The sequence below is a fragment of the Agromyces sp. H66 genome, assembly GCF_004959775.1.
GTDB lineage: Bacteria > Actinomycetota > Actinomycetes > Actinomycetales > Microbacteriaceae > Agromyces.
This window is the reverse complement of the sequence record NZ_SJZG01000006.1, coordinates 38993-59713: the sequence shown is the minus strand read 5'-3', so window position 1 is coordinate 59713 and position 20721 is coordinate 38993. Positions and strand designations below refer to the sequence as shown.

Genomic DNA, 20721 nt, shown 5'->3' with positions numbered 1-20721 from the left:
TTATGCCTCAACTCCTGCTGCCACCGGCTCCTGCGCCTTGGGCGCACGACGGGGGCGGTCACTGCGGTCACCACGCGAGGGCTTCTGCGAAGCCTGCTCGCGGGCGAGCTCCTTGTTGGTGATGTCGCCCTTGTAGATCCAGACCTTCACGCCGATGCGGCCGAAGGTGGTCTTCGCCTCGTAGAACCCGTAGTCGATGTTCGCGCGAAGCGTGTGCAGAGGCACGCGGCCCTCGCGGTAGAACTCCGACCGGCTCATCTCGGCGCCGCCGAGGCGGCCGGAGACCTGGATGCGGACGCCCTTGGCGCCGGCGCGCTGCGCGCCCTGCAGGCCCTTGCGCATCGCGCGGCGGAAGGCCACGCGGGCGGAGAGCTGCTCGGCGATGCCCTGGGCGACGAGCTGGGCGTCGGCCTCGGGGTTCTTGACCTCGAGGATGTTCAGCTGGATCTGCTTGCCGGTGAGCTTCTCGAGGTCGGCGCGGATGCGCTCGGCCTCGGCGCCGCGGCGGCCGATCACGATGCCGGGACGCGCCGTGTGGATGTCCACGCGGACGCGGTCACGGGTGCGCTCGATCTCGATGCGCGAGACTCCCGCGCGGTCGAGCGACGTCTGGAGCAGGCGACGGATCTTGACGTCCTCGGCGAGGTAGTCGGCGTAGCGCTGTCCGGGCTTCGTCGAGTCGGAGAACCACCGCGACACGTGGTCGGTGGTGATGCCGAGACGGAAGCCGTACGGGTTGACCTTCTGACCCATTACTTCGTACCCTCCTCGGGCGTGGCGAGCACGACGGTGATGTGGCTCGTGCGCTTGTTGATGCGGAAGGCACGACCCTGCGCGCGCGGCTGGAATCGCTTGAGGGTGGTGCCCTCGTCGACGAATGCGCGGCTGACGTAGAGGTCCTGCTCGTCCAGGTAGGTGTTCGAGGCGTCGGCCTTGACGCGTGCGTTCGCGATGGCCGAGGCGACGAGCTTGTACACCGGCTCGCTCGCACCCTGGGGTGCGAACTTCAGGATGGCGAGGGCCTCCTGTGCCTGCTTGCCGCGGATCAGGTTGACGACGCGGCGAGCCTTCTGGGGGGTGACGCGGATGTGTCGCACACGTGCGATCGACTCCACCATTTCTTCTCCTCCTTCACGTCACCGCGTCAGCGGCGACGGCCCTTCTTGTCGTCCTTCACGTGTCCACGGAAGGTGCGGGTGGGGGCGAACTCTCCGAGCTTGTGACCCACCATGGTCTCGGTGACGAACACCGGGATGTGCTTGCGACCGTCGTGCACGGCGATCGTGTGACCCAGCATCGCCGGGACGATCATCGATCGACGCGACCAGGTCTTGATGACGTTCTTGGAACCGGCTTCGTTCTGCGTGACGACCTTGCGAAGCAGGTGGTCATCGACGAAGGGGCCCTTCTTGAGACTGCGCGGCATCTTCTACAACTCCTACTTGCGCTTCTTGCCGACGGTGCGACGGCGAACGATGAGCTTGTCGCTCTCCCGGTTGGGGCGACGGGTACGGCCTTCGGACTGACCCCACGGGCTGACCGGGTGACGGCCGCCCGAGGTCTTGCCCTCACCACCACCGTGCGGGTGGTCGACCGGGTTCATCGCGACGCCGCGGACGGTCGGGCGCACGCCCTTCCAGCGCTTGCGGCCGGCCTTGCCCCAGTTGATGTTCGACTGCTCGGCGTTGCCCACCTCGCCGACGGTCGCACGGCAGCGCGCGTCGACGTTGCGGATCTCGCCCGAGGGCAGGCGGAGCTGCGCGTAGGGGCCGTCCTTCGCCACGAGGCGGACGGATGCACCGGCCGAGCGGGCCAGCTTCGCGCCGCCGCCGGGGCGGAGCTCGATGGCGTGCACGACGGTACCAGTGGGGATGTTGCGCAGCGGCAGGTTGTTGCCGGGCTTGATGTCGGCGCCAGGTCCCGACTCGATCGGGTCGCCCTGCTGCAGCTTGTTCGGCGCCAGGATGTAGCGCTTGGTGCCGTCCACGAAGTGGAGCAGCGCGATGCGAGCCGTGCGGTTGGGGTCGTACTCGATGTGCGCGACCTTGGCGGGCACGCCGTCCTTGTCGTTGCGACGGAAGTCGATCACGCGGTACTGGCGCTTGTGGCCACCACCGATGTGACGCGTCGTGATGCGACCCTGGTTGTTGCGGCCACCGGTCTTCGACAGCGGGCGGAGCAGCGACTTCTCGGGCGTCGAGCGCGTGATCTCAGCGAAGTCGGCGACCGACGAACCGCGACGACCGGGGGTCGTGGGCTTGTACTTGCGAATAGCCATAGTGAGGTACCTCTGCTCCCTAGCCGACAGCCGTGAAGATGTCGATCGAGCCGGACTTGAGGGTGACGATCGCGCGCTTGGTGTCCTTGCGCTTGCCGATCCCGAACCGGGTGCGACGCGTCTTGCCCTGGCGGTTCAGGGTGTTGATCGATGCCACCTGGACGTTGAAGATCTTCTCGATCGCGAGCTTGATCTCGGTCTTGTTCGAGCGGGGGTCCACGACGAACGTGTACTTGCCCTCGTCGATCAGGCCGTAGCTCTTCTCCGAGACGACCGGCGCGATGATGATGTCGCGCGGGTCCTTGTTGTGGACGGCGCTCATGCGGAGACCTCTTCCTTCTTGGCCGTCTTCGCGGCGATGAACGCCTCGAGCGCGGCCGTGCTGAAGACGATGTCGTCGGAGACGAGCACGTCGTAGGCGTTCAGCTGGTCGACCGGCAGCACGTGCACGGTCGGGATGTTGCGCACCGCACGCTCCGAGAGCTCGTCGTCGCGCGTGAGCACGATGAGCTGGTGCTTCGACGGCGCGATGCCGGCGAGGAGCGCGACCGCGTCCTTCGTCTTCGCGACGTCGCCGTTCACGAAGGACTCGACGGCGTGGATGCGGCCGCCGCGGGCGCGGTCGGAGAGCGCGCCGAGCAGTGCTGCGGCGATCATCTTCTTCGGGGTGCGCTGCGAGTAGTCACGCGGCTGCGGGCCGTGGACGATGCCACCGCCGGTCATCTGCGGCGCGCGGATCGAGCCCTGGCGGGCGCGGCCCGTGCCCTTCTGCTTGAAGGGCTTGCGGCCGGCGCCGGAGACCTCGCCGCGGGTCTTGGTCTTGTGGGTGCCCTGGCGCGCGGCGGCGAGCTGGGCGACGACGACCTGGTGGATCAGCGGCACGTTGGTCTGCACGTCGAAGAGCTCAGCGGGGAGCTCGATCGTGCCCGACTTCTTGCCGGTGACGTCGAGGGTGTCGATGGTGTTGGTCGCGGTAGCCATGGACTACGCCCCCTTCACTGCGTTGCGGACGAAAACGAGACGGCCGCGCGCACCGGGAACCGCGCCCTTGACGAGCAGGAGTCCCTTCTCGGCGTCGACGGCGTGCACGCGGAGGTTCAGCACGGTGACGCGCTCGCCACCCATGCGACCGGCCATGCGCATGCCCTTGAAGACACGGCTGGGGGTCGACGACGCACCGATCGAACCGGGCTTGCGGTGGTTGCGGTGGGAACCGTGCGACGCGGAGACGCCCTTGAAGTTGTGGCGCTTCATGACACCGGCGAAGCCCTTGCCCTTGGAGGTGCCGACGACGTCGACCAGCTGGCCGGCCTCGAAGGTGCCGTCGACGGTGAGCTCCTGGCCGAGCGCGTAGCTCGAGGCATCCGCGGTGCGGACCTCGGCGAGGTGACGACGCGGGGTGACGCCGGCGGCCTTGAAGTGGCCCGATGCGGGCTGGTTGACCTTACGGGGGTCGATGGCGCCGGCGGCGATCTGCACGGCGTCGTAGCCGTCCTTCTCGGGGGTGCGCACCTGGGTCACGACGTTGGGTGCGATCTCGATGACGGTGACCGGGACGAGCTTGTTGTTCTCATCCCACACCTGGGTCATGCCGAGCTTGGTGCCGAGCAGACCCTTCACGTTCTTGGTAGCGGTGGACATGGGTTACCTCAGAGCTTGATCTCGATGTTGACGTCGGCGGGGAGGTCGAGACGCATGAGCGAGTCGACGGCCTTGGGCGTCGGGTCCACGATGTCGATCAGACGCTTGTGGGTGCGCATCTCGAAGTGCTCGCGGCTGTCCTTGTACTTGTGGGGCGAGCGGATGACGCACACCACGTTCTTCTCGGTCGGAAGCGGCACGGGGCCGACGACCGTGGCGCCCGCGCGGGTCACCGTGTCGACGATCTTGCGCGCCGAGGTGTCGATGACCTCGTGGTCATACGACTTCAGTCGAATGCGGATCTTCTGTCCCGCCATTGCTGACTCTCTCTCTGTCAAGGCGTCATACCCCTTCCGAGGGCATCGGACGCCGCGTAGCTACTCCGTGTGAAGCACCACTGTTCTTCTGTCAAAGGCCGTGATCGAGCCTGTCGAAACCACCCCGCTGACGCGGTGGCCTCGGCACGCTCGACCCGAGAGCCTCCCGACCCCCGCGCTCGGGCGTGTCGCCCTCGCGAAACGGGCATGGTCGACCCATGCTCGAATTGGTGATCGGTTGTGCGTTCTGCTGCCCGCGGCCTAGCCTGACCCGTGCTGCTCCCCGACCTTGGTCTGATGAGCGCTTCGGTGGCTATGCACTGCCTGGCAGTGATTCGAACGGCACGCAGCAAGGCACGCCGTTCGAAATGTTGAACTCAACGAGTTTGCCACAGTCGGCGCCTCCATGCAACCCGGGCGTGTCGCGCCGCGGCGTGGCGCGACACGGTCACTCCACGGCGTACCCGGCGACCCCGGACGTGAGCAGGACGAGCACGGACACCGCCGCCGCCGAGGCGACTGCGATCCGTCGCATCCGGCCGCTGCGCGCGCCGGCCTCGGGGGCCGTCGTCCCGGCCGGCCGGCGGAACGGGTCCTCGATCCATCGCTTCGAGGCATCCGCCACCGCGATCGAGAGCACGAGCAGCAGCACCATGACGGGCGCCTGGCTCGGGCGCCCCGTGATGTACGGCGTGAACATGATGATCGGCCAGTGCCAGAGGTAGAGGGAATAGGAGATGCCGCCGAACCACTGCACGAGCGGAAGCGCGGCGACCGGGGCGAGGGAGAGGGCCGCCCGCGGCATCCCGGACACGATGATCGCCGCCGTGCCGAGCACCGGCAGGAGCGCGATGGTGCCGGGGAAGCGGTCGCCATCGGTGAACGCGAGCGCCGCGAACGCGATCGCGGCGAGCCCCGCCCAGCCGGCGACCGCGCGCGTACGGCGCAGCCGGTCTCCCTCGATGGCCGGCAGGAGCGCGAGGAGCCCGCCCACGCCGAACTCCCACCCGCGCGCGAGCGTCGAGAAGTACGCCAGGTTGTGGTCCTGCAGGGTGAGCAGCGTGCCGTGGACGAACGACGCCACCGTCGTCACGACCAGCACGGCGGCGAGCACCTGGCTGCGGCGACGGCCGGTGCGTGCCGCCAGCCAGAGCGCACCGATGATGAGGATCGGCCAGACGAGGTAGAACTGCTCCTCCACCGACAACGACCAGAAGTGCTGCACCGGCGTGGATTCCAGGTCGGCGCTGGCCGGGATCAGGGAATCGCGGGCGAGGTGCCAGTTCTCCACGTAGAGGGCGCTCGAGAGGGTCTGCTGGAGGAACGGGGGCCACTCCGCGCGCGGCACGAAGACGAGCGTCGCGACGGCGCACGCCGTCAGCACCACCATCGCCGCGGGCAGGATGCGCCGGATGCGCCGCATGTAGAACGCCGTGAGGCGTACGCGATCGTGCCGCTCCGCGTCGCGGAGGAGCAGGCCGGTGATGAGGAAGCCAGAGACGACGAAGAAGACGTCGACGCCGACGAAGCCCGCGGGCAGTGCCGCGGGCCAGAAGTGGTAGAGGAGCACGCATCCGATCGCGACCGCACGCAGCGCCTGGATCTCGGGGCGCACGGACGACCCCTGCACGACCGCGGAAGATGAGGACATCTCCTCAAGCGTAGGCACGACCCCCCGAATGAGGGGAGCACTTGACAGGAAATGACCGCCCGCGGCATCCGCACGGCCCGAGCCCTGCCGGTACCGACGACGAAGGGGCCGGGCCCGAAGGCCCGACCCCTGTCGGTGTCCGAGCCGGATGACTCCGGCGATCGGACGGGTGCTACTTGATGATCTTCGTGACCGTGCCGGCGCCGACGGTGCGACCACCCTCACGGATGGCGAAGCCGAGGCCCTCCTCCATGGCGATCGGCTGGATGAGCTCGACCGTCATGTCGGTGGTGTCGCCGGGCATGACCATCTCGGTGCCCTCGGGCAGCGTGATGACGCCGGTGACGTCGGTGGTGCGGAAGTAGAACTGCGGACGGTAGTTCGCGTAGAACGGGTTGTGACGGCCGCCCTCCTCCTTCGAGAGGATGTACGCGGTGCCCTCGAAGTTGGTGTGCGGGGTGACCGAGCCCGGGGCCACGACGACCTGGCCGCGCTCGACGTCCTCGCGCTTGGTACCACGGAGCAGGAGACCGCAGTTCTCGCCGGCCCAGGCCTCGTCGAGCTGCTTGTGGAACATCTCGATACCCGTGACCGTGGTCTTCTGCGTCGGGCGGATGCCGACGATCTCGACCTCGGAGTTGATCTTCAGCGTGCCGCGCTCGGCGCGGCCCGTGACGACCGTGCCACGGCCGGTGATCGTGAAGACGTCCTCGATGGGCATGAGGAACGGCTTGTCCTTGTCGCGCACCGGGTCGGGGATCGACTCGTCGACGGCGTCCATGAGGTCGAGGACCGACTGGACCCACTTCTCGTCGCCCTCGAGGGCCTTGAGGCCCGAGACGCGGATGACGGGCGCGTTGTCGCCGTCGAAGCCCTGGCTCGAGAGGAGCTCGCGGACCTCGAGCTCGACGAGCTCCAGGATCTCCTCGTCGTCGACCATGTCGGCCTTGTTCAGCGCGACGAGGAGGTAGGGCACGCCGACCTGCTTGGCGAGCAGCACGTGCTCACGCGTCTGGGCCATCGGGCCGTCGGTCGCCGCGACCACGAGGATCGCGCCGTCCATCTGGGCGGCACCGGTGATCATGTTCTTGATGTAGTCGGCGTGACCCGGGGCGTCGACGTGCGCGTAGTGGCGCTTCGGCGTCTCGTACTCGACGTGCGAGATGTTGATCGTGATGCCGCGCTGGCGCTCCTCGGGAGCCGAGTCGATCGATGCGAAGTCGCGCTGCACGTTGGTGGCCGACGGGTACTTGTCCGCCAGGACCTTCGAGATCGCCGCGGTGAGCGTCGTCTTGCCGTGGTCGACGTGACCGATCGTACCGATGTTGACGTGCGGCTTGGTCCGCTCGAACTTGGCCTTAGCCACTGTGGGTCCTCCTCAGGACTCGTGTAGGAACCCCGGGCGCTGGATTGCGACCGGTGTGCTACGGGGTTGTGTTGTTATGTTACGCGAACCGGTTGGCTCGTGCGTCGGCGGGCTACTCGCCCTTGTTCTTCTGGACGATCTCGTCGGCGACAGCCTTCGGGACCTCCGCGTAGCTCTCGAACTCCATCGAGTACACCGCGCGGCCCGAGGTCTTCGACCGCAGGTCGCCGATGTAGCCGAACATCTCCGAGAGCGGGACGTGCGCGCGCACGACCTTCACGCCGGCGGCGTCCTCCATCGACTGGATCTGACCGCGACGCGAGTTCAGGTCGCCGATGACGTCACCCATGTATTCCTCAGGGGTGCGCACCTCGACGGACATGAGCGGCTCGAGCAGAACCGGGTTCGCCTTCCGAGCGGCCTCCTTGAAGCCCATCGAGCCGGCGATCTTGAACGCCATCTCCGAGGAGTCGACGTCGTGGGCCGCGCCGTCGAGCAGGATGCCCTTGACGCCGACCATCGGGTAGCCGGCCAGGATTCCGTACTGCATGGCGTCCTGGAAGCCGGCGTCGACCGAGGGGATGTACTCGCGCGGAACGCGGCCACCCGTGACCTTGTTCTCGAACTCGTACGTCTTGTCGGCCGTGATCTCGAGGGGCTCGAGCGCGAACTGGATCTTCGCGAACTGGCCCGATCCACCCGTCTGCTTCTTGTGGGTGTAGTCGTGCTTCTCGACCGCCCGCTTGATCGTCTCGCGGTACGCCACCTGCGGCTTGCCGACGTTCGCCTCGACCTTGAACTCCCGCTTCATGCGGTCGACGAGGATGTCGAGGTGCAGCTCGCCCATGCCCTTGATGACGGTCTGGCCGGTCTCCTGGTTGAGCTCGGTGCGGAAGGTGGGGTCCTCCTCGGCGAGCTTCTGGATCGCCGTGCCGAGCTTCTCCTGGTCGGCCTTGGTCTTCGGCTCGATCGCGACCTCGATGACCGGGGCCGGGAACGTCATGGACTCGAGGACGACCTGGTTGTCGGGGTCGCACAGGGTGTCGCCCGTGGTCGTGTCCTTGAGGCCGATGACGGCGTAGATGTTGCCCGCGGTGACCGAGTCGACCGGGTTCTCCTTGTTGGCGTGCATCTGGAAGATCTTCCCGATGCGCTCCTTCTTGCCCTTGGTCGAGTTGATGACCTGGCCGCCCGAGTCGAGGTGACCCGAGTAGACGCGGATGTAGGTGAGCCGACCGAAGAACGGGTGCACGGCGACCTTGAACGCGAGCGCGGCGAACGGGTCGTTGGCGTCGGGGTGACGCTCGATGATCTCGTCCTCGTTGCGCGGGTTGCGACCCGCGACGGCCGGCACGTCGAGCGGCGACGGCAGGAAGTCGATGACCGCGTCGAGCATGGGCTGCACACCGCGGTTCTTGAACGCCGAGCCGCAGAGCACCGGGTAGATCTCGGAGTTGACGGTGAGCTTGCGGATCGCACCCTTGATCTCGGCGACCGTGAGCTCCTCGCCGCCGAAGTACTTCTCGAGCAGCGCGTCGTCGGTCTCGGCGACGGTCTCGAGCAGCGTGTGGCGGTACTCCTCCGCCTTCTCCTTGAGGTCGGCGGGGATCTCCTGCACCTCGTACTTGGCGCCCATCGTCACGTCGCCCTTGGCGTCGCCGGGCCACACCAGGGCCCGCATCTCGATGAGGTCGACGACGCCGACGAAGTCGCTCTCCGAACCGATCGGCAGCTGCAGCACGAGCGGCTTCGCACCGAGGCGCTTGATGATCGTGTCGACCGTGAAGTAGAAGTCGGCGCCGAGCTTGTCCATCTTGTTGACGAAGCAGATGCGCGGCACGTTGTACTTGTCGGCCTGGCGCCACACGGTCTCGGACTGGGGCTCCACGCCCTCCTTGCCGTCGAAGACGGCGACCGCGCCGTCGAGCACGCGAAGCGAGCGCTCGACCTCGACCGTGAAGTCGACGTGACCGGGGGTGTCGATGATGTTGATCTGGTTCTTGTTCCAGAAGCAGGTCACGGCGGCGGACGTGATCGTGATGCCGCGCTCCTTCTCCTGCTCCATCCAGTCGGTCGTCGAGGCTCCGTCGTGGGTCTCGCCGATCTTGTGGTTCACGCCCGTGTAGAACAGGATGCGCTCGGTGGTGGTGGTCTTGCCGGCATCGATGTGCGCCATGATGCCGATGTTGCGGACCTTGTTCAGGTCGGTGAGCACGTCTTGTGCCACGGGGGTTCCTCCGGGGAAGTCAGGAGTGGAAGGGGAAGTGGGCGGATGCCGCCCGGCGGCGGACCCAGGGACCGCCGCCGTCGCGACATCCGCCCATCGACTACCAGCGGTAGTGGGCGAACGCGCGGTTCGACTCGGCCATCTTGTGCGTGTCCTCGCGGCGCTTGACCGCGGCACCGAGGCCGTTCGACGCGTCGAGGATCTCGTTGGTGAGACGCTCGGTCATCGTCTTCTCGCGACGGGCCTTGGCATAGCTCGTGAGCCAGCGCAGGGCGAGGGTGTTGGCGCGGTGCGGCTTCACCTCGACGGGGACCTGGTAGGTCGAGCCGCCGACGCGGCGCGAACGCACCTCGAGCGTGGGGCGCACGTTGTCGAGCGCCTTCTTCAGGGTGGCGACGGCGTCCTGGCCGGACTTCGCGGCGACGTTCTCGAGCGCCTCGTAGACGATGCGCTGCGCGAGGTCCTTCTTGCCGTCGATCAGGATCTTGTTGACGAGCTGGCTGACGACCGGCGAGCCGTACACGGGGTCGGCGACGACGGGGCGCTTCGGAGCGGGTCCCTTGCGAGGCATTACTTCTTCTCCATCTTCGCGCCGTAGCGGCTACGGGCCTGCTTGCGGTTCTTCACGGCCTGCGTGTCGAGCGCGCCGCGGATGATCTTGTAGCGCACGCCGGGGAGGTCCTTCACACGACCGCCGCGCACGAGCACCATCGAGTGCTCCTGGAGGTTGTGGCCCTCACCGGGGATGTAGGCCGTGACCTCGGTGCCGTTGGAGAGCTTCACGCGGGCGACCTTGCGGAGTGCCGAGTTGGGCTTCTTCGGGGTGGTGGTGTACACACGCGTGCACACGCCGCGCTGCTGGGGGTTGGCCTTCAGGGCGGGAGCCTTGGTCTTGGTGACCTTGGGCGAGCGACCCTTGCGGACCAACTGCTGAATGGTTGGCACTGCTTCTCCTTGTTGGTGCTGCACGGTGACAGCGTTGATGGATTTCACATCACGACCCACCGGCACCGCAGATCTGCGGCGCCTGTTGCGTGGTGGGTATGCCGTGGGGGCGACCGATGAGGTGCCCTGCGAATGTGCGTCTGCTGTGAGCCCGAGGCGTGACCTGCCGGGGCTCATCGGGGATGATTCCTGCAGGCACGATTCAAGCGCGCGTCAACGCGCACACCCGGTCAATAGTAATGCTGCGTAACCTCGCGGTCAAATGACGATGGATGCCCCGAGCCCGTGTTCTCCGAGGGCGGAAGCGAGCGGCTACCCGGGCCAGCCCGGCGAGTCGAGTTCGCGGTCGAGGTCGGCGAGGAGCTCCTCCACCTGCGGCTCGACGTAGGCGACCACGGCCCCGCCGATGCGCTCCCGATGGCGGGCGAGTTCGACGCAGATGCGACGGCCGAGCTGCTTGGCGAACTCGTCGGCGAGGCGCACCTCCTCGCGCAGCGCCTCCTTCTCCTCGAAGGTGAACGGGCGTGGCGCCGGCTCGTTCGCCTCGGCCGCGGTATCCGCCTCGAGTCCCGTCAACGTGAAGAGGAACGGCTGGTCGGGCACCGGCTCGGGGTCGAGGTCGAGGCCCAGGAACTCGGGGTCGAGCCCCTCCCCCGCTCGGTACGGGCGGCGCGCCTTGCGCTCCTCGGCGAGGCGGATCTCGGTGTGCAGCATCGGCAGGTTGCGCGCCGTGTAGTCGTCGACGGCGGCGTCGATGATGCCCTTCATGCGCATCGAGAACGCGTGCTGCACCGGATGCGGCACGTCGACGTCGAGGCCGGCCGCCGCCAGGATGGGCGAGCCGAAGCATCGGGTGCAGAGCCGGACACGGGCGCGATGGGTGCCCGGCCGCCACCTCGGCAGCCAGGCCAGCCAGCGGTCGACCTCGTGGCTCACGCGCGCCTCGATCGATCCCTCCACGCGTTCACGATACTGCGCGGGGCGTCGGACGTCGCCGACCCGTTCGTCGACTGGCGCGCCGCGTCCGTCGCGTCCGCGCTCTCGCGTCATTCCTCGTCGCGCTCCCACGGCCAGCGGGGACGCTCGATGCCGCCCGACTGCGCGCCGGCCACGAGGAGCGCGAGCCACGCGACGATCGCCGCCAGCACCGGGATGAGCAGGCCGAACCAGCCGACGCCGAAGCCGAGGCCGAAGATGAGGCTGGCGAGCACCGTGCCGGTCGCGATGGCGTAGCCCACGATCGCGACGACGACCGCGGCGACCCACGCCCAGACCGCGGCGAGCAGGGTGCCGGCGAGCACCCGCTCGGGGTGCCGCAGCGCACGGCCGAGGTGGAGCAGCACCGCGAGCACGGATGCCCCGACGATCGCCGGGCCGACGAGCCGTCCGGCGTCCTCGCTCGAGATCACGTCCGCGTCGGTGAGGAGGCTGACGAAGCCGTAGGCGGCGACCACGAGGGCCAGGTAGAGGGCCGTGGCGAACCCCGCGATCGGCCAGGCCCTGCGCGCGTTCTCCTCCATGCTTCGAGCCTACGCCGCTCGGTGGGACGCGCCCCGGCCGGCGTGGGTGGATAGGCTGTGGGGGCCCTCGGGCCCGCCGGGCCCTGACGACCCGGAGGTGGACTGTGGCGGACGCACCGTACCTGGCGAGGCTCGACCACACGAAGACCGACGTCGCCCGCCGCGTGAACGCCGTCATGTCCGCCGTCTCCCTCGGCGTCGCGGCGCTGCTCGCGGGCGGACTCATCGTGGCCGTCTCGTCCGGCATGGGCGCGATCACCATCGTGATCGCCTCGCTCGGCCTCGTCGCCGGTGCGGTCGTCGCCGTGTTGACCGGACGCCGAAGGCGTGCACTGCGACTTCTCGTCGGAGGTGACGACATCGCACTCCGCATCGACCGGGACGGGATACGACTCGCCGGCGCGCCGCCGATCGCCTGGGATGCGGTCGTGTTCGTCGGCGTGCTCGACGACCGCGAACGCACGGGCCGGCTCCGGCGCCTTCCGCTGTCGGGGGCGTTGGCGCGAGCCACGGTGCGCGCGGGCAGCCCGACGCTCCTCTGCGAGATCGGCGTCCGTGACGGCGTCGAGTTCCGCCACGCGTTCGGGGGTGCGGGCGGTGCCGACCGGGTCACGCTCTTCGACGAGTTCGACGGGTCCCGCCGCGGTCTCATCCCGCTGATGCTCGATGCCGTCATGGATGACGCGACCGCGCATCAGTCGGCACAGGTGCTCGTGCGTGAGGCGGAACGCCGGGGCATCCCGGCTCGAGCCTTCAACCGGGTGTTCGAGTACTTCGACTGGAAGGGCCCGATGATCGATCGCAGGTGGCCGGTGGAGAGAGGAAGCCGCGCATGACCGAACCCCAAGAGCAACCGCTCCATGCTGCGCCGAACGAGGTCCGGCGGGTCCGCTCGCGGCAGCAGGTCGTCGCCGCGGCGGTGACGGTCGGCATCGGAGTCATCGCGTCGGTCCTGTCGGTCGCACTGTACGAGACCCTCGTCGAGCTCTCGTCGGACCTCGAGGGCCGCCGGTCAGGGTTGCGCGGCTTCGTCGCGCCGGGTGCCGTCTTCCTCAGCGCGGCCGCCGTCGTCGGGGGCCTGGTCTGGCTGTTCGCATGGTCGTACCGTTGGGAGCGCATCGAGACCGGCGCGCCGCTGACCCAGCAGGCGAGCTCGTACCTCGCGGTGCCGGCACGCGAGGCGATGGCCGTGCTCGATCGGTTCCGCATCGGCGATCCCAGGGTCTACCTGCCGGTGCCGACCGCGAAGAACGGCGACGTGGTGCTCGGCGTCTGGCTCGTCCGCGATGATGCGGTCGCCTACGTCGGAATCGCGGTGCGGTCGGGTCGTGACTGGCAGGCGCTCCCGCTCGTCACCTTGCGCGACAATGCGTACGTCGCCCTGAGTCGCCTCACGATCGACCAGTACGGCTCACGCGCCGGCCAGACGGTCGTCAACGGCTTCCTCGATCCGTTCCTGCGCAACTAGTCGCGCGAGCCTGCTGCGGTGCGACCGACCGGTCGCGCGACCGATCAGGCGGCGAGCCGATCAGGCGGCGTGCCGATCACGCGGCATGCCGATCACGCGGCGTGCCGATCACGCGGCATGCCGATCACGCGGCGTGCCGATCAGACCCTGGCCCAGCCGGGGAATCCGGCGCAACCATCGGTGAGCCGGATGAACCCGTCGGTCCGATCGGTGAGCGCGGCGTACGACGTCGCGGCGTCGCCCGCGTTCACGGCCTCTTCCATGCGATCGAGGATGCGAACGGCCGTCGGCAACCAGTCGAGGAATGCGCCGGACGGAATCTCCGAGGTGTCGTCGGTGAGGATCTCGCGCACGGCGGCGATCGCCCGCTTGAGCTCGGGAAGGTCCTGCGGACGCAACGTCGCCGAGATGCTGACGCCGACCAGTTCGGTGACGGGTTCGCGGAGTCGGTCGCAGCGCTGTTCGAGGGTGTCGGCCATCAGCCGTTCTCGCCCTTTCGCTCGATGTCGAACTTCTCGAGCGGCGTGCGCACGCCGTCGCGGAACGCACCGAGCCCCGCGTCGAAGTCGACGGCCGAGCCGACGAACAGCACCGACCCGTCGGGCGCGACGTAGATCTTGCCGCCGCCGCGAACCGCGTGCACGAGGCAGACGCCGAGCCCGTCGGGCAACTCGATGACGTTGAGCGTCGGGCTGTCGGCGAGCTTCGCGAAGAGGTTGCGCCCCACCGCGATGAGCCGGTCGAGGTCGACTGCGGCACTGGAGGCGTCGGAGGTCGTCGTGATCGGCAGGGGACGACGCACCTGCGGCTGGCCCGCGAACTGAGCGATGACCGCGAGGTGTTCGTAGAGACCCGCGAGCTGCAGATGCGAGGCGTCGGGCGAGCCGCCGAGCGCAAGCAGCGGCACGTAGCCGAAGCACTGCTCGAACTCGGGTGCGCCATCGCGATCGCGGGCGACCGGGTACGGCTGCCACTCCCACACGTCGTCGCGCCGTGCCGGGTCCTCGATGAGGCGCACGAGCTCGTCGAACGCCACCCCCTCGATGAGATCGATGGCGCCCCAGCGCGACTTGACCACGAGGTAGAGCCCGTTGACGTGCACGACGAGATCACCGAGCGCCGTGGTGAACAGCACGGTGGACCCGTCGGGCAGCGCGAAGACGCCCTCGAGCATCTGCGCCGCGCGGGCCGGGTCGACGATCCGGAAGTACCGATCGTCGCCCACGAAGCCGGCGCCCTGGTCGCGCCACAGCTCCACGACTTCGGCGGGAACCTGCCCGGCGTACTGCGAGATCGTCTCCTCGGCGATCGGGGCGACGAGGTCGAAGCTCCGGAAGGTGGTCATGCGTGCCTTTCTGACATGTGCGGCCGGGTCACGGCGTCAGCGGATGCCTCGAGCCGACGTCGTTCGAACTCGATGGCCGGTCCACCCCGCGGAAGTCTACCGGCGGGGCGGAGGGGTGGAATGGGGAGCCGTCCCCATGCACTCATCGGCCGCGGGCCGGGTGGGGCGGCACGTCGATGCCGACCTCGACGAACGGCCGCACGAGCACCTCGTACTGATCGGTGGACAACTGGGTCATCTTGAGGATCGCGCGACCGGCGATCACCATCGCGCTCTTGGCATCGGCGTGCAGGCCGTCACGGAACGCGTTCAGCTCATCGGCTCTCGGCAGCAGTGCGACGCGTACGGCGTGTTCGAGCTCGGAGTTCTCGACGGCCGATGGCTTCGTCGCATGACTCGCCTCCCTGCCGCCTGCCCTGCGCAGCCCGACCGCGCGGTCGTATGCCGCGGCGAGGGATTCGGGAGGCAGTGCGTGCGCATCATCTATGAACTTGCGGGTCGACGCAGCGAGCATCGCTCTTCCCCTTCGGGTTGGTGCACGACTTCCTGACCGGAGGTGCGGGGCTCGACGCGAGCCGCGCGCCTCACTCCGACGCGACGACCGGGGTCATCTGCGCGATCTTGCGGACGTGGAGCGTGTAGGTGTCCTCGCGGACCTCACCGGTCTCCTTGTCGACGAAGATCACCAGGTTGTCCCACCGGCTGAATGCGTCGCGGCCTTCGACCAGGAACTCGCGTGCACCCCACGTCGGCAGGTAGTCGGTCGCGTCCTCGTGCCACTCTGGCGAGATGTACAGTTCGCCGGTCAGCAGCGGGGGGTGCTCTGCGAAATGACGTTCGAGCGCGGCTCGTGCTTCGTGGATCGTCAACATGGCTCCAGTCTCACGCCCCGGTGCTGCCGGGGCTAGTCGTGTTCGTGGCCTGCTGCGTCGCATCGGGATGCGCCGGCTCGGGCTGCTCCGGAGGAGCGGACGCCTCGGGCCACAGGAAGATCTCCGGTGCCGGCAGCGGCCCGGGCTCGGGCTCGGACGGCTCCTCCGGCGGTGTCGGCGTCAACTCACGATAGAGGGGAAGTCGCTTCGGAGAAACCGTGCCGAGTGCCTCGCGGAGACGGCTCGCCCCGGCTTCGAGACGAACGTTCTGCTCGTGGAGGACGTACCTGTCGTCCCACGCTCGTTGCTTCTCCGCCACGCTCGTGTCGGGATCGTTCAAGACGTCGTCGAGTTCCGCGATCAGTTCCGCGTTGCGCTCTCGCCACCGGCGGTTCGCCTCGATCTCGCGATCGATCATCTCCTTGGGCTTGTCGGCGTACTCCGGGTTGTCCTTCCACGCCTGCATGAGGTTGTGTTCGTCCCACGTCCACGAGGTGGAGGTCTTGAGCACCTCCGAGGTCGGCACGAGGTCATCGACCCTGAGCACGATGATGTCCTTCCAGGGCGCCTCGGAACGCTGGTTGAAGAACATCGCGTCCAGGTAGTGCGTCACGTCCGCCTGACCGGTCTGCCCGTCGTGGAGCCGGATCCCGTCAGCCTCCTTGACGACGGTGAAGATGTGGCCGCCGCCACCCTTCTTCCAGTTCCCTGAGATGAATCCGCGCCCACCCACCGGCCACGACGCGGTGAGTTGCTGCAGCGCCTGCATCGGTGAATCGCCGTCGAAATCACTGAGATTGTCGAAGTCACGGCGTGAGCCGTCGGCCTGGACCCAGTCGGCCGCGATCGACACCGGGTAGCGCCCCTCGCCGCGAAGCTCAGCGGCACCGGTCTGCGGATTCACCGCCTCGGACTGAACGGTCGGGCTCGCAATCACGTCGTAACCGCGGAAGCGCAACTCCAACGCATTCACCACGTAATGGCAGTTGTTCCGGAATCGCTGGACATCGACGTTCCATCCCATGGCGTTCACCGTCGCGATCGAGACCGCGCGGGTCTCCGCCGCCTGTAGATGCAGGAACGCGGCATCCAGAAGCGGGTGGTGGATCGTCGAAGGAACAGGATCCGCGGCCCCCGCGCCGGTCCCCTCCGGCGTCGCATCCGGAGGACTCTCCGGGTGGGTGCTCTCCGGCGTCACCTCCGGCGCACTCTCCGGGACGGAGCCCTCCGGCGTCACCTCCGGCGCACTCTCCGGGACGGAGCCCTCCGGCGTCGCCTCCGGGTCGGCGCCCTCCGGCGTCACCTCCGGCGCACTCTCCGGGACGGCGCCCTCCGGCGTCCCCTCCGGCGCACTCTCCGGGACGGCGCCCTCCGGCGCACTCCCCGGGACGGAGCCCTCCGGCGGCGCCTCCGGGTCGGCGCCCTCCGGCGTCACCTCCGGCGCACTCCCCGGGACGGAACCCTCCGGCGTCGCCTCCGGGTCGGCGCCCTCCGGCGCACTCTCCGGCACGGAACCCTCCGGCGTCGCCTCCGGGTGGGCGCCCTCCGGCGTCACCTCCGGCGCACTCTCCGGGACGGAACCCTCCGGCGTCACCTCCGGCGCACTCTCCGGGACGGAACCCTCCGGCGTCACCTCCGGCTTGCTCTCCGGCTCGGTCGCCTCCGGCGTCACGGCGGGATCGAATCCCTCCGGGTCCGAACCTTCCGGCGTCGATTCCGGGTCCGATGCCTCGGGACTCGCCTCCGATTCTGTACCCTCCGGTGTCGTCGCCGGCTTCGATCCCGACGTTGCGGTGTCGAGTGCTTCCTGGAGCCGGTCCGCGCCGCGCTTGAGATGATTGGACTGCTCTTGAAGAGCGATCCTGTCGTCCCATGCTCGCTTTCGGTCCGCGAGATTCGCATCGGGATCGTCGATGATCTTGGTGAGTTCGTCGATCAACTCGCGATTGCGTTTCCGCCACCGGCGGTTCGCCTCGATCTCGCGATCGATCATCTCCTTGGGCTTGTCGGCGTACTCGGGGTTGTCCCTCCACGCCTGCATGAGGTTGTGCTCGTCCCACGTCCACGGTTTGGCGGAGTTGAGTACCTCGGGGGTCGGCGCGAGGTCATCGACCCGCAGCACGATCATGCCGGGCCCAGCACCATCGGAATCCCTGAAATGCATCCCGTCGAGGTAGTCCGCCACGTCGGGGTTGCTGCTCTGTCCGTCATAGAGCTTGATCCCGTCGGCCTCTTTGACGACCGTGAAGATGTGGCCGACGCCGCCACCCTTCTTCCAGGTCCCGGAGATGAATCCACGCCCACCCACGGGCCACGACGCGGTGAGCTCCTGCAGCGCCTGCATCGGTGAATCACCGTCGAAATCGCCGAGACTCTCGAAGTCACGGCGTGAGCCGTCGGCCTGGACCCAATCTGCCGCGATCGACAGCGGGTAGCGCCCCTCGCCACGAAGCTCGACGGCACCGGTCTGCGGATTCATCGCCTCAGACAGAACGGTCGGACTTGCGACCACGTTGTAACCGCGGAATCGCAGCTCCAGTGCATTGACCACGTAATGGCAATTCCGCTGGAAGCGCTGCACATCGACGTCCCAGCCCAACGCGTTCACCGTCGCGACCGACGCACCATGCGTCTCTGCCGTCGGAAGATGCGGGAATGCCTCGTCGAGAAGCGGGTGGTGGATCGTCGACGGAACCGCATCGGCTGCCGCCGTGTCCGTCCCCTCCGGCTCGGCCCCCTCCGGCTCGGACCCCTCCGGCGCGCTCTCGGAGTCAGGGCTCTCCGGCGTCCCCTCGGTCGACGACTCCGATCCATCGGTTCCGTCCGGCGCAGCTGTACCGTTCGGGGAGGTCGTGACCTCAGGGGCATCCGCTGCCGTGTCACGGGACGTGCCGGCCACTGACGGATCGATCGCACTGGTCCGTGCGGGCGGCGCAGCCGGTGCGCTCGTGACGCGCGTCGCCGACGTCAGCGTCGACTGGGTGGCCGCGGGACTGCCGTCGACCGAGTTCGTCGCGCCCAAGTGGACGTTCAGCATGACGTGGGGGCGCAGCTTCGGATCGATGGTCGCCATCGCATCGGCGATGTCGAGGCGAAGGTCGTCGACGCGGTGCTGCCACTGGCTGCCCAGTGAGCTGTTGACGCGCAGCGAGCCGGCGCCGTCGTAACGGTCGGCCCGGCCGCCTGCGACCTGATCGGGCCCGTGCAGCACGGCCTGGCCCTTCATCTGAACCCCGGCGACGGCGAGGGCATGATTGCCTGCCGCCTGTTCGCTCTTCGCGACGCGGTTCTGTTGCTCGTAGAAGTCCACGTTGTGACGCCATTCGGCGATCGTGAGCTTGTTGAGACCCTGCTGCTGCAGACCGACCTGGCGCTGGAACTCGTCCCAGTCGTGCTCGGGGTTCGACATGTCGAACGCGTCGACCGAGATCGGTTCCTTCAGCGAGTAGGAACCGTCCTCGTTGCGAACGATCGGCGAGTCGGATCGCGCCGCGAGTTCGTCGAGCTGCCTCCGGATCTCGGGGGTGAGCTCGGGGATCGCATATCCGTTGTACGTCGTTCCCGGGCCCTGCGAGCCGTCGGAGGCGTGATCGGGCGAAACCGTCGCCTTCCCCTCGAACTTCGCGTTCGCGGAACGGCCGTCGTCGGGCGTGGATGCCTCGTGCGCGGCAGCCTGGTGTGCGACTCCCGTCGACCCCGCCGACGGGGGCGCGTTCGTGACATCCGGCGTCGCGCCGTCGGAATCGACGACGTGCTCGGGTCGGATCGACGCGTCCCAGTTCGTCGCGTGCGGCTCGTTCGGCGGCCACGGAGTGCGGCTGCCGGTCTGGGCGTCGACCGACCAGACGGTGGTGCCGTCGAAGTAGGCGTTGAACCAGTGGCCGTCGCCGGTGGACCGGTCGATGCCCACGACGCAGTGCGATCCCGGGCCCATCGCTCGAAGCGAGGCATCGATCTGCGCGGGCGTCATCGGCGTCTGCGGGTTCCCGGTGCGCGCCTCCATCTCCGGGACGTCCAGCGTCCCGGTAGGGGCCTCGGAGGTCGGCTGACCGTTGAGGAAGTCGTTGAGGATCGAGGAGGTGTTGCCGCAGTTGGTCGCGTACCCGTTCTGCGGGTCCGACGGGTCGTAGTTCGGATTGATCTCGCCGAGCGCCTGGTCGATCTCGTCGATCGTGCGCTCGGTGTGGTTGTTCTCGGGCTTGTCGGGCTTGTCGGACTTGTCGCCGTCCGTCGTGCCGTTGTCGGTGCCGCTCTGGCTCGTGCCGTCGGGCGTGCCGCCCGGCGTTGCGGATCCGGGCGTGGAGCCGTCGGGCGTCGCGGCCTGCGGCGACGCCGACGCATCGGACGTCGAGCCCGCCGGCGTCTTCGCCCCGGGCACGGCCGGGTTCGTGAGCAGCGCGGCAGCGCCGGCGACGGCGGCCACGCCACCGGCGGCGGCGGCGGCCTCGGGCGCGAGGTCGCCCAGGTCATCGGCATCGGTTGCGTCGATGGAGTCGGGCGAGTCGGTGTCGGATGCCTCGGGCGTGCCTGCGTCGGACAGGTCTCCTGTCGCGGCGTCGCCCGCCGCATCGGCGGTCGACGTCGACGCGGCCGGGGGCGCCGAAGCGGCGGTTCCGGACGCTGTCGCGACCGGTGCCTCGACGGGTGCGGCGGGGCCACCGTCGCCGACGGGCGAGCTCGCCTCTGGCGAGGCGGGAGCAGATGCCTCGGGCGAGGCGGCATCGGGCGAGGCGGGTGCGGATGCCTCGGGCGAGGCCGGTGCTCCGGCCTCCGGCGTCGGCGTCGCCGAAACCTCGGGCGTCGACGGCGCGGAACCCTCCGGCGAGGCCGGAGCTGCGGCATCCGGCGACGCGGACGACGACGGGTCGGGCGACGACGGCGACGAACCGTCGGGACCGGCCGGCGCCGAGGCATCCGGCGACGACGACGCGGACCCATCCGGCGACGACGGCGTGGAGGCATCCGGCGACGCAGGCGACGACGGGTCGGGCGACGACGGCGACGAACCGTCGGGACCGGCCGGCGCCGAGGCATCCGGCGACGACGACGCGGACCCATCCGGCGACGACGGCGTGGAGGCATCCGGCGACG

General features: G+C 68.7%; 23 protein-coding genes. 3 read left to right on the top strand and 20 right to left on the bottom strand.

Annotated features, from left to right (window positions below):
* From rpsC to EZM51_RS11745, 15 genes are all read right to left on the bottom strand, one after another.
* Window positions 1-753 (bottom strand): 30S ribosomal protein S3, encoded by a 753-nt coding sequence (gene rpsC / locus EZM51_RS11815; RefSeq protein WP_136708474.1) that lies wholly within the window; start codon window positions 751-753, stop codon window positions 1-3.
* Complete coding sequence (gene rplV, locus EZM51_RS11810; RefSeq protein WP_136423944.1) at window positions 753-1118, bottom strand: 50S ribosomal protein L22; 366 nt, start codon at window positions 1116-1118, stop codon at window positions 753-755. Before rplV ends, rpsC begins: the two co-directional genes overlap by 1 nt.
* A 26-nt stretch (window positions 1119-1144) precedes the next feature.
* Complete coding sequence (gene rpsS / locus EZM51_RS11805) at window positions 1145-1426, bottom strand: 30S ribosomal protein S19 (protein ID WP_136708473.1); 282 nt, start codon at window positions 1424-1426, stop codon at window positions 1145-1147.
* Window positions 1427-1438: 12 nt separating this feature from the next.
* Window positions 1439-2278: a 50S ribosomal protein L2 gene (rplB, locus tag EZM51_RS11800; protein ID WP_136708472.1), complete on the bottom strand. Its 840-nt coding sequence runs from the start codon at window positions 2276-2278 to the stop codon at window positions 1439-1441.
* A 19-nt stretch (window positions 2279-2297) separates the two neighbouring features.
* On the bottom strand, window positions 2298-2600 hold the full coding sequence (gene rplW / locus EZM51_RS11795; protein ID WP_136708471.1) for a 50S ribosomal protein L23: 303 nt from the start codon (window positions 2598-2600) through the stop codon (window positions 2298-2300).
* Window positions 2597-3259, bottom strand: a complete 663-nt coding sequence (gene rplD / locus EZM51_RS11790) for a 50S ribosomal protein L4 (protein WP_136708470.1) — start codon at window positions 3257-3259, stop codon at window positions 2597-2599. Before rplD ends, rplW begins: the two co-directional genes overlap by 4 nt.
* 3 nt (window positions 3260-3262) lie before the next feature.
* Window positions 3263-3919: a 50S ribosomal protein L3 gene (gene rplC, locus EZM51_RS11785; RefSeq protein ID WP_136708469.1), complete on the bottom strand. Its 657-nt coding sequence runs from the start codon at window positions 3917-3919 to the stop codon at window positions 3263-3265.
* Between the two features lie 8 nt (window positions 3920-3927).
* Window positions 3928-4236, bottom strand: coding sequence for a 30S ribosomal protein S10 (gene rpsJ / locus EZM51_RS11780; protein WP_017201594.1), 309 nt, complete (start codon window positions 4234-4236; stop codon window positions 3928-3930).
* Window positions 4237-4684: 448 nt separating this feature from the next.
* Entirely contained in the window at window positions 4685-5887 is a 1203-nt protein-coding gene (locus EZM51_RS11775; protein ID WP_136708468.1) for an acyltransferase, read from the bottom strand.
* A 172-nt stretch (window positions 5888-6059) separates the two neighbouring features.
* Window positions 6060-7253 (bottom strand): elongation factor Tu, encoded by a 1194-nt coding sequence (tuf, locus tag EZM51_RS11770; protein ID WP_136708467.1) that lies wholly within the window; start codon window positions 7251-7253, stop codon window positions 6060-6062.
* Window positions 7254-7365: 112 nt separating this feature from the next.
* Entirely contained in the window at window positions 7366-9480 is a 2115-nt protein-coding gene (gene fusA / locus EZM51_RS11765; protein ID WP_136708466.1) for an elongation factor G, read from the bottom strand.
* A 100-nt stretch (window positions 9481-9580) separates the two neighbouring features.
* Window positions 9581-10051, bottom strand: a complete 471-nt coding sequence (gene rpsG / locus EZM51_RS11760) for a 30S ribosomal protein S7 (RefSeq protein ID WP_136708465.1) — start codon at window positions 10049-10051, stop codon at window positions 9581-9583.
* Window positions 10051-10425: a 30S ribosomal protein S12 gene (rpsL, locus tag EZM51_RS11755; RefSeq protein ID WP_022889720.1), complete on the bottom strand. Its 375-nt coding sequence runs from the start codon at window positions 10423-10425 to the stop codon at window positions 10051-10053. Before rpsL ends, rpsG begins: the two co-directional genes overlap by 1 nt.
* Before the next feature lie 312 nt (window positions 10426-10737).
* The gene (locus tag EZM51_RS11750; protein WP_136708464.1) at window positions 10738-11385 is read right to left on the bottom strand and encodes a spermidine/putrescine ABC transporter substrate-binding protein; all 648 of its coding nucleotides are present in this window, start codon (window positions 11383-11385) and stop codon (window positions 10738-10740) included.
* 86 nt (window positions 11386-11471) lie between these two features.
* Entirely contained in the window at window positions 11472-11945 is a 474-nt protein-coding gene (locus tag EZM51_RS11745) for a DUF6121 family protein (RefSeq protein ID WP_136708463.1), read from the bottom strand.
* 104 nt (window positions 11946-12049) lie between these two features.
* Between EZM51_RS11745 and EZM51_RS11740 the strand changes: the two genes are divergently transcribed.
* Window positions 12050-12781 (top strand): hypothetical protein, encoded by a 732-nt coding sequence (locus EZM51_RS11740; protein WP_136708462.1) that lies wholly within the window; start codon window positions 12050-12052, stop codon window positions 12779-12781.
* The gene (locus EZM51_RS11735; RefSeq protein ID WP_136708461.1) at window positions 12778-13413 is read left to right on the top strand and encodes a hypothetical protein; all 636 of its coding nucleotides are present in this window, start codon (window positions 12778-12780) and stop codon (window positions 13411-13413) included. Before EZM51_RS11740 ends, EZM51_RS11735 begins: the two co-directional genes overlap by 4 nt.
* Before the next feature lie 140 nt (window positions 13414-13553).
* Here EZM51_RS11735 and EZM51_RS11730 read toward each other — a convergent pair whose 3' ends face one another.
* The 5 genes from EZM51_RS11730 to EZM51_RS11710 all read right to left on the bottom strand — a co-directional run bounded on the left by EZM51_RS11730 (window position 13554) and on the right by EZM51_RS11710 (window position 20053).
* A complete protein-coding gene (locus EZM51_RS11730) occupies window positions 13554-13892 on the bottom strand; it encodes a hypothetical protein (RefSeq protein WP_136708460.1) in 339 nt (112 codons plus the stop codon).
* Window positions 13892-14758 (bottom strand): T6SS immunity protein Tdi1 domain-containing protein, encoded by an 867-nt coding sequence (locus tag EZM51_RS11725; protein ID WP_136708459.1) that lies wholly within the window; start codon window positions 14756-14758, stop codon window positions 13892-13894. The genes EZM51_RS11730 and EZM51_RS11725 overlap by 1 nt, the downstream gene beginning before the upstream one ends.
* A 142-nt stretch (window positions 14759-14900) precedes the next feature.
* Window positions 14901-15272, bottom strand: coding sequence for a hypothetical protein (locus EZM51_RS11720; protein ID WP_136708458.1), 372 nt, complete (start codon window positions 15270-15272; stop codon window positions 14901-14903).
* A gap of 70 nt (window positions 15273-15342) precedes the next feature.
* On the bottom strand, window positions 15343-15630 hold the full coding sequence (locus EZM51_RS11715) for a hypothetical protein (RefSeq protein WP_136708457.1): 288 nt from the start codon (window positions 15628-15630) through the stop codon (window positions 15343-15345).
* 10 nt (window positions 15631-15640) lie between these two features.
* Window positions 15641-20053 (bottom strand): toxin glutamine deamidase domain-containing protein, encoded by a 4413-nt coding sequence (locus EZM51_RS11710; RefSeq protein WP_169053891.1) that lies wholly within the window; start codon window positions 20051-20053, stop codon window positions 15641-15643.
* 64 nt (window positions 20054-20117) lie between these two features.
* On the opposite strand from EZM51_RS11710, the gene EZM51_RS20585 reads away from it, so the two are divergent.
* Window positions 20118-20721, top strand: a 604-nt coding sequence (locus EZM51_RS20585; protein WP_211195896.1) for a hypothetical protein, incomplete at its 3' end; no start/stop codon positions are given.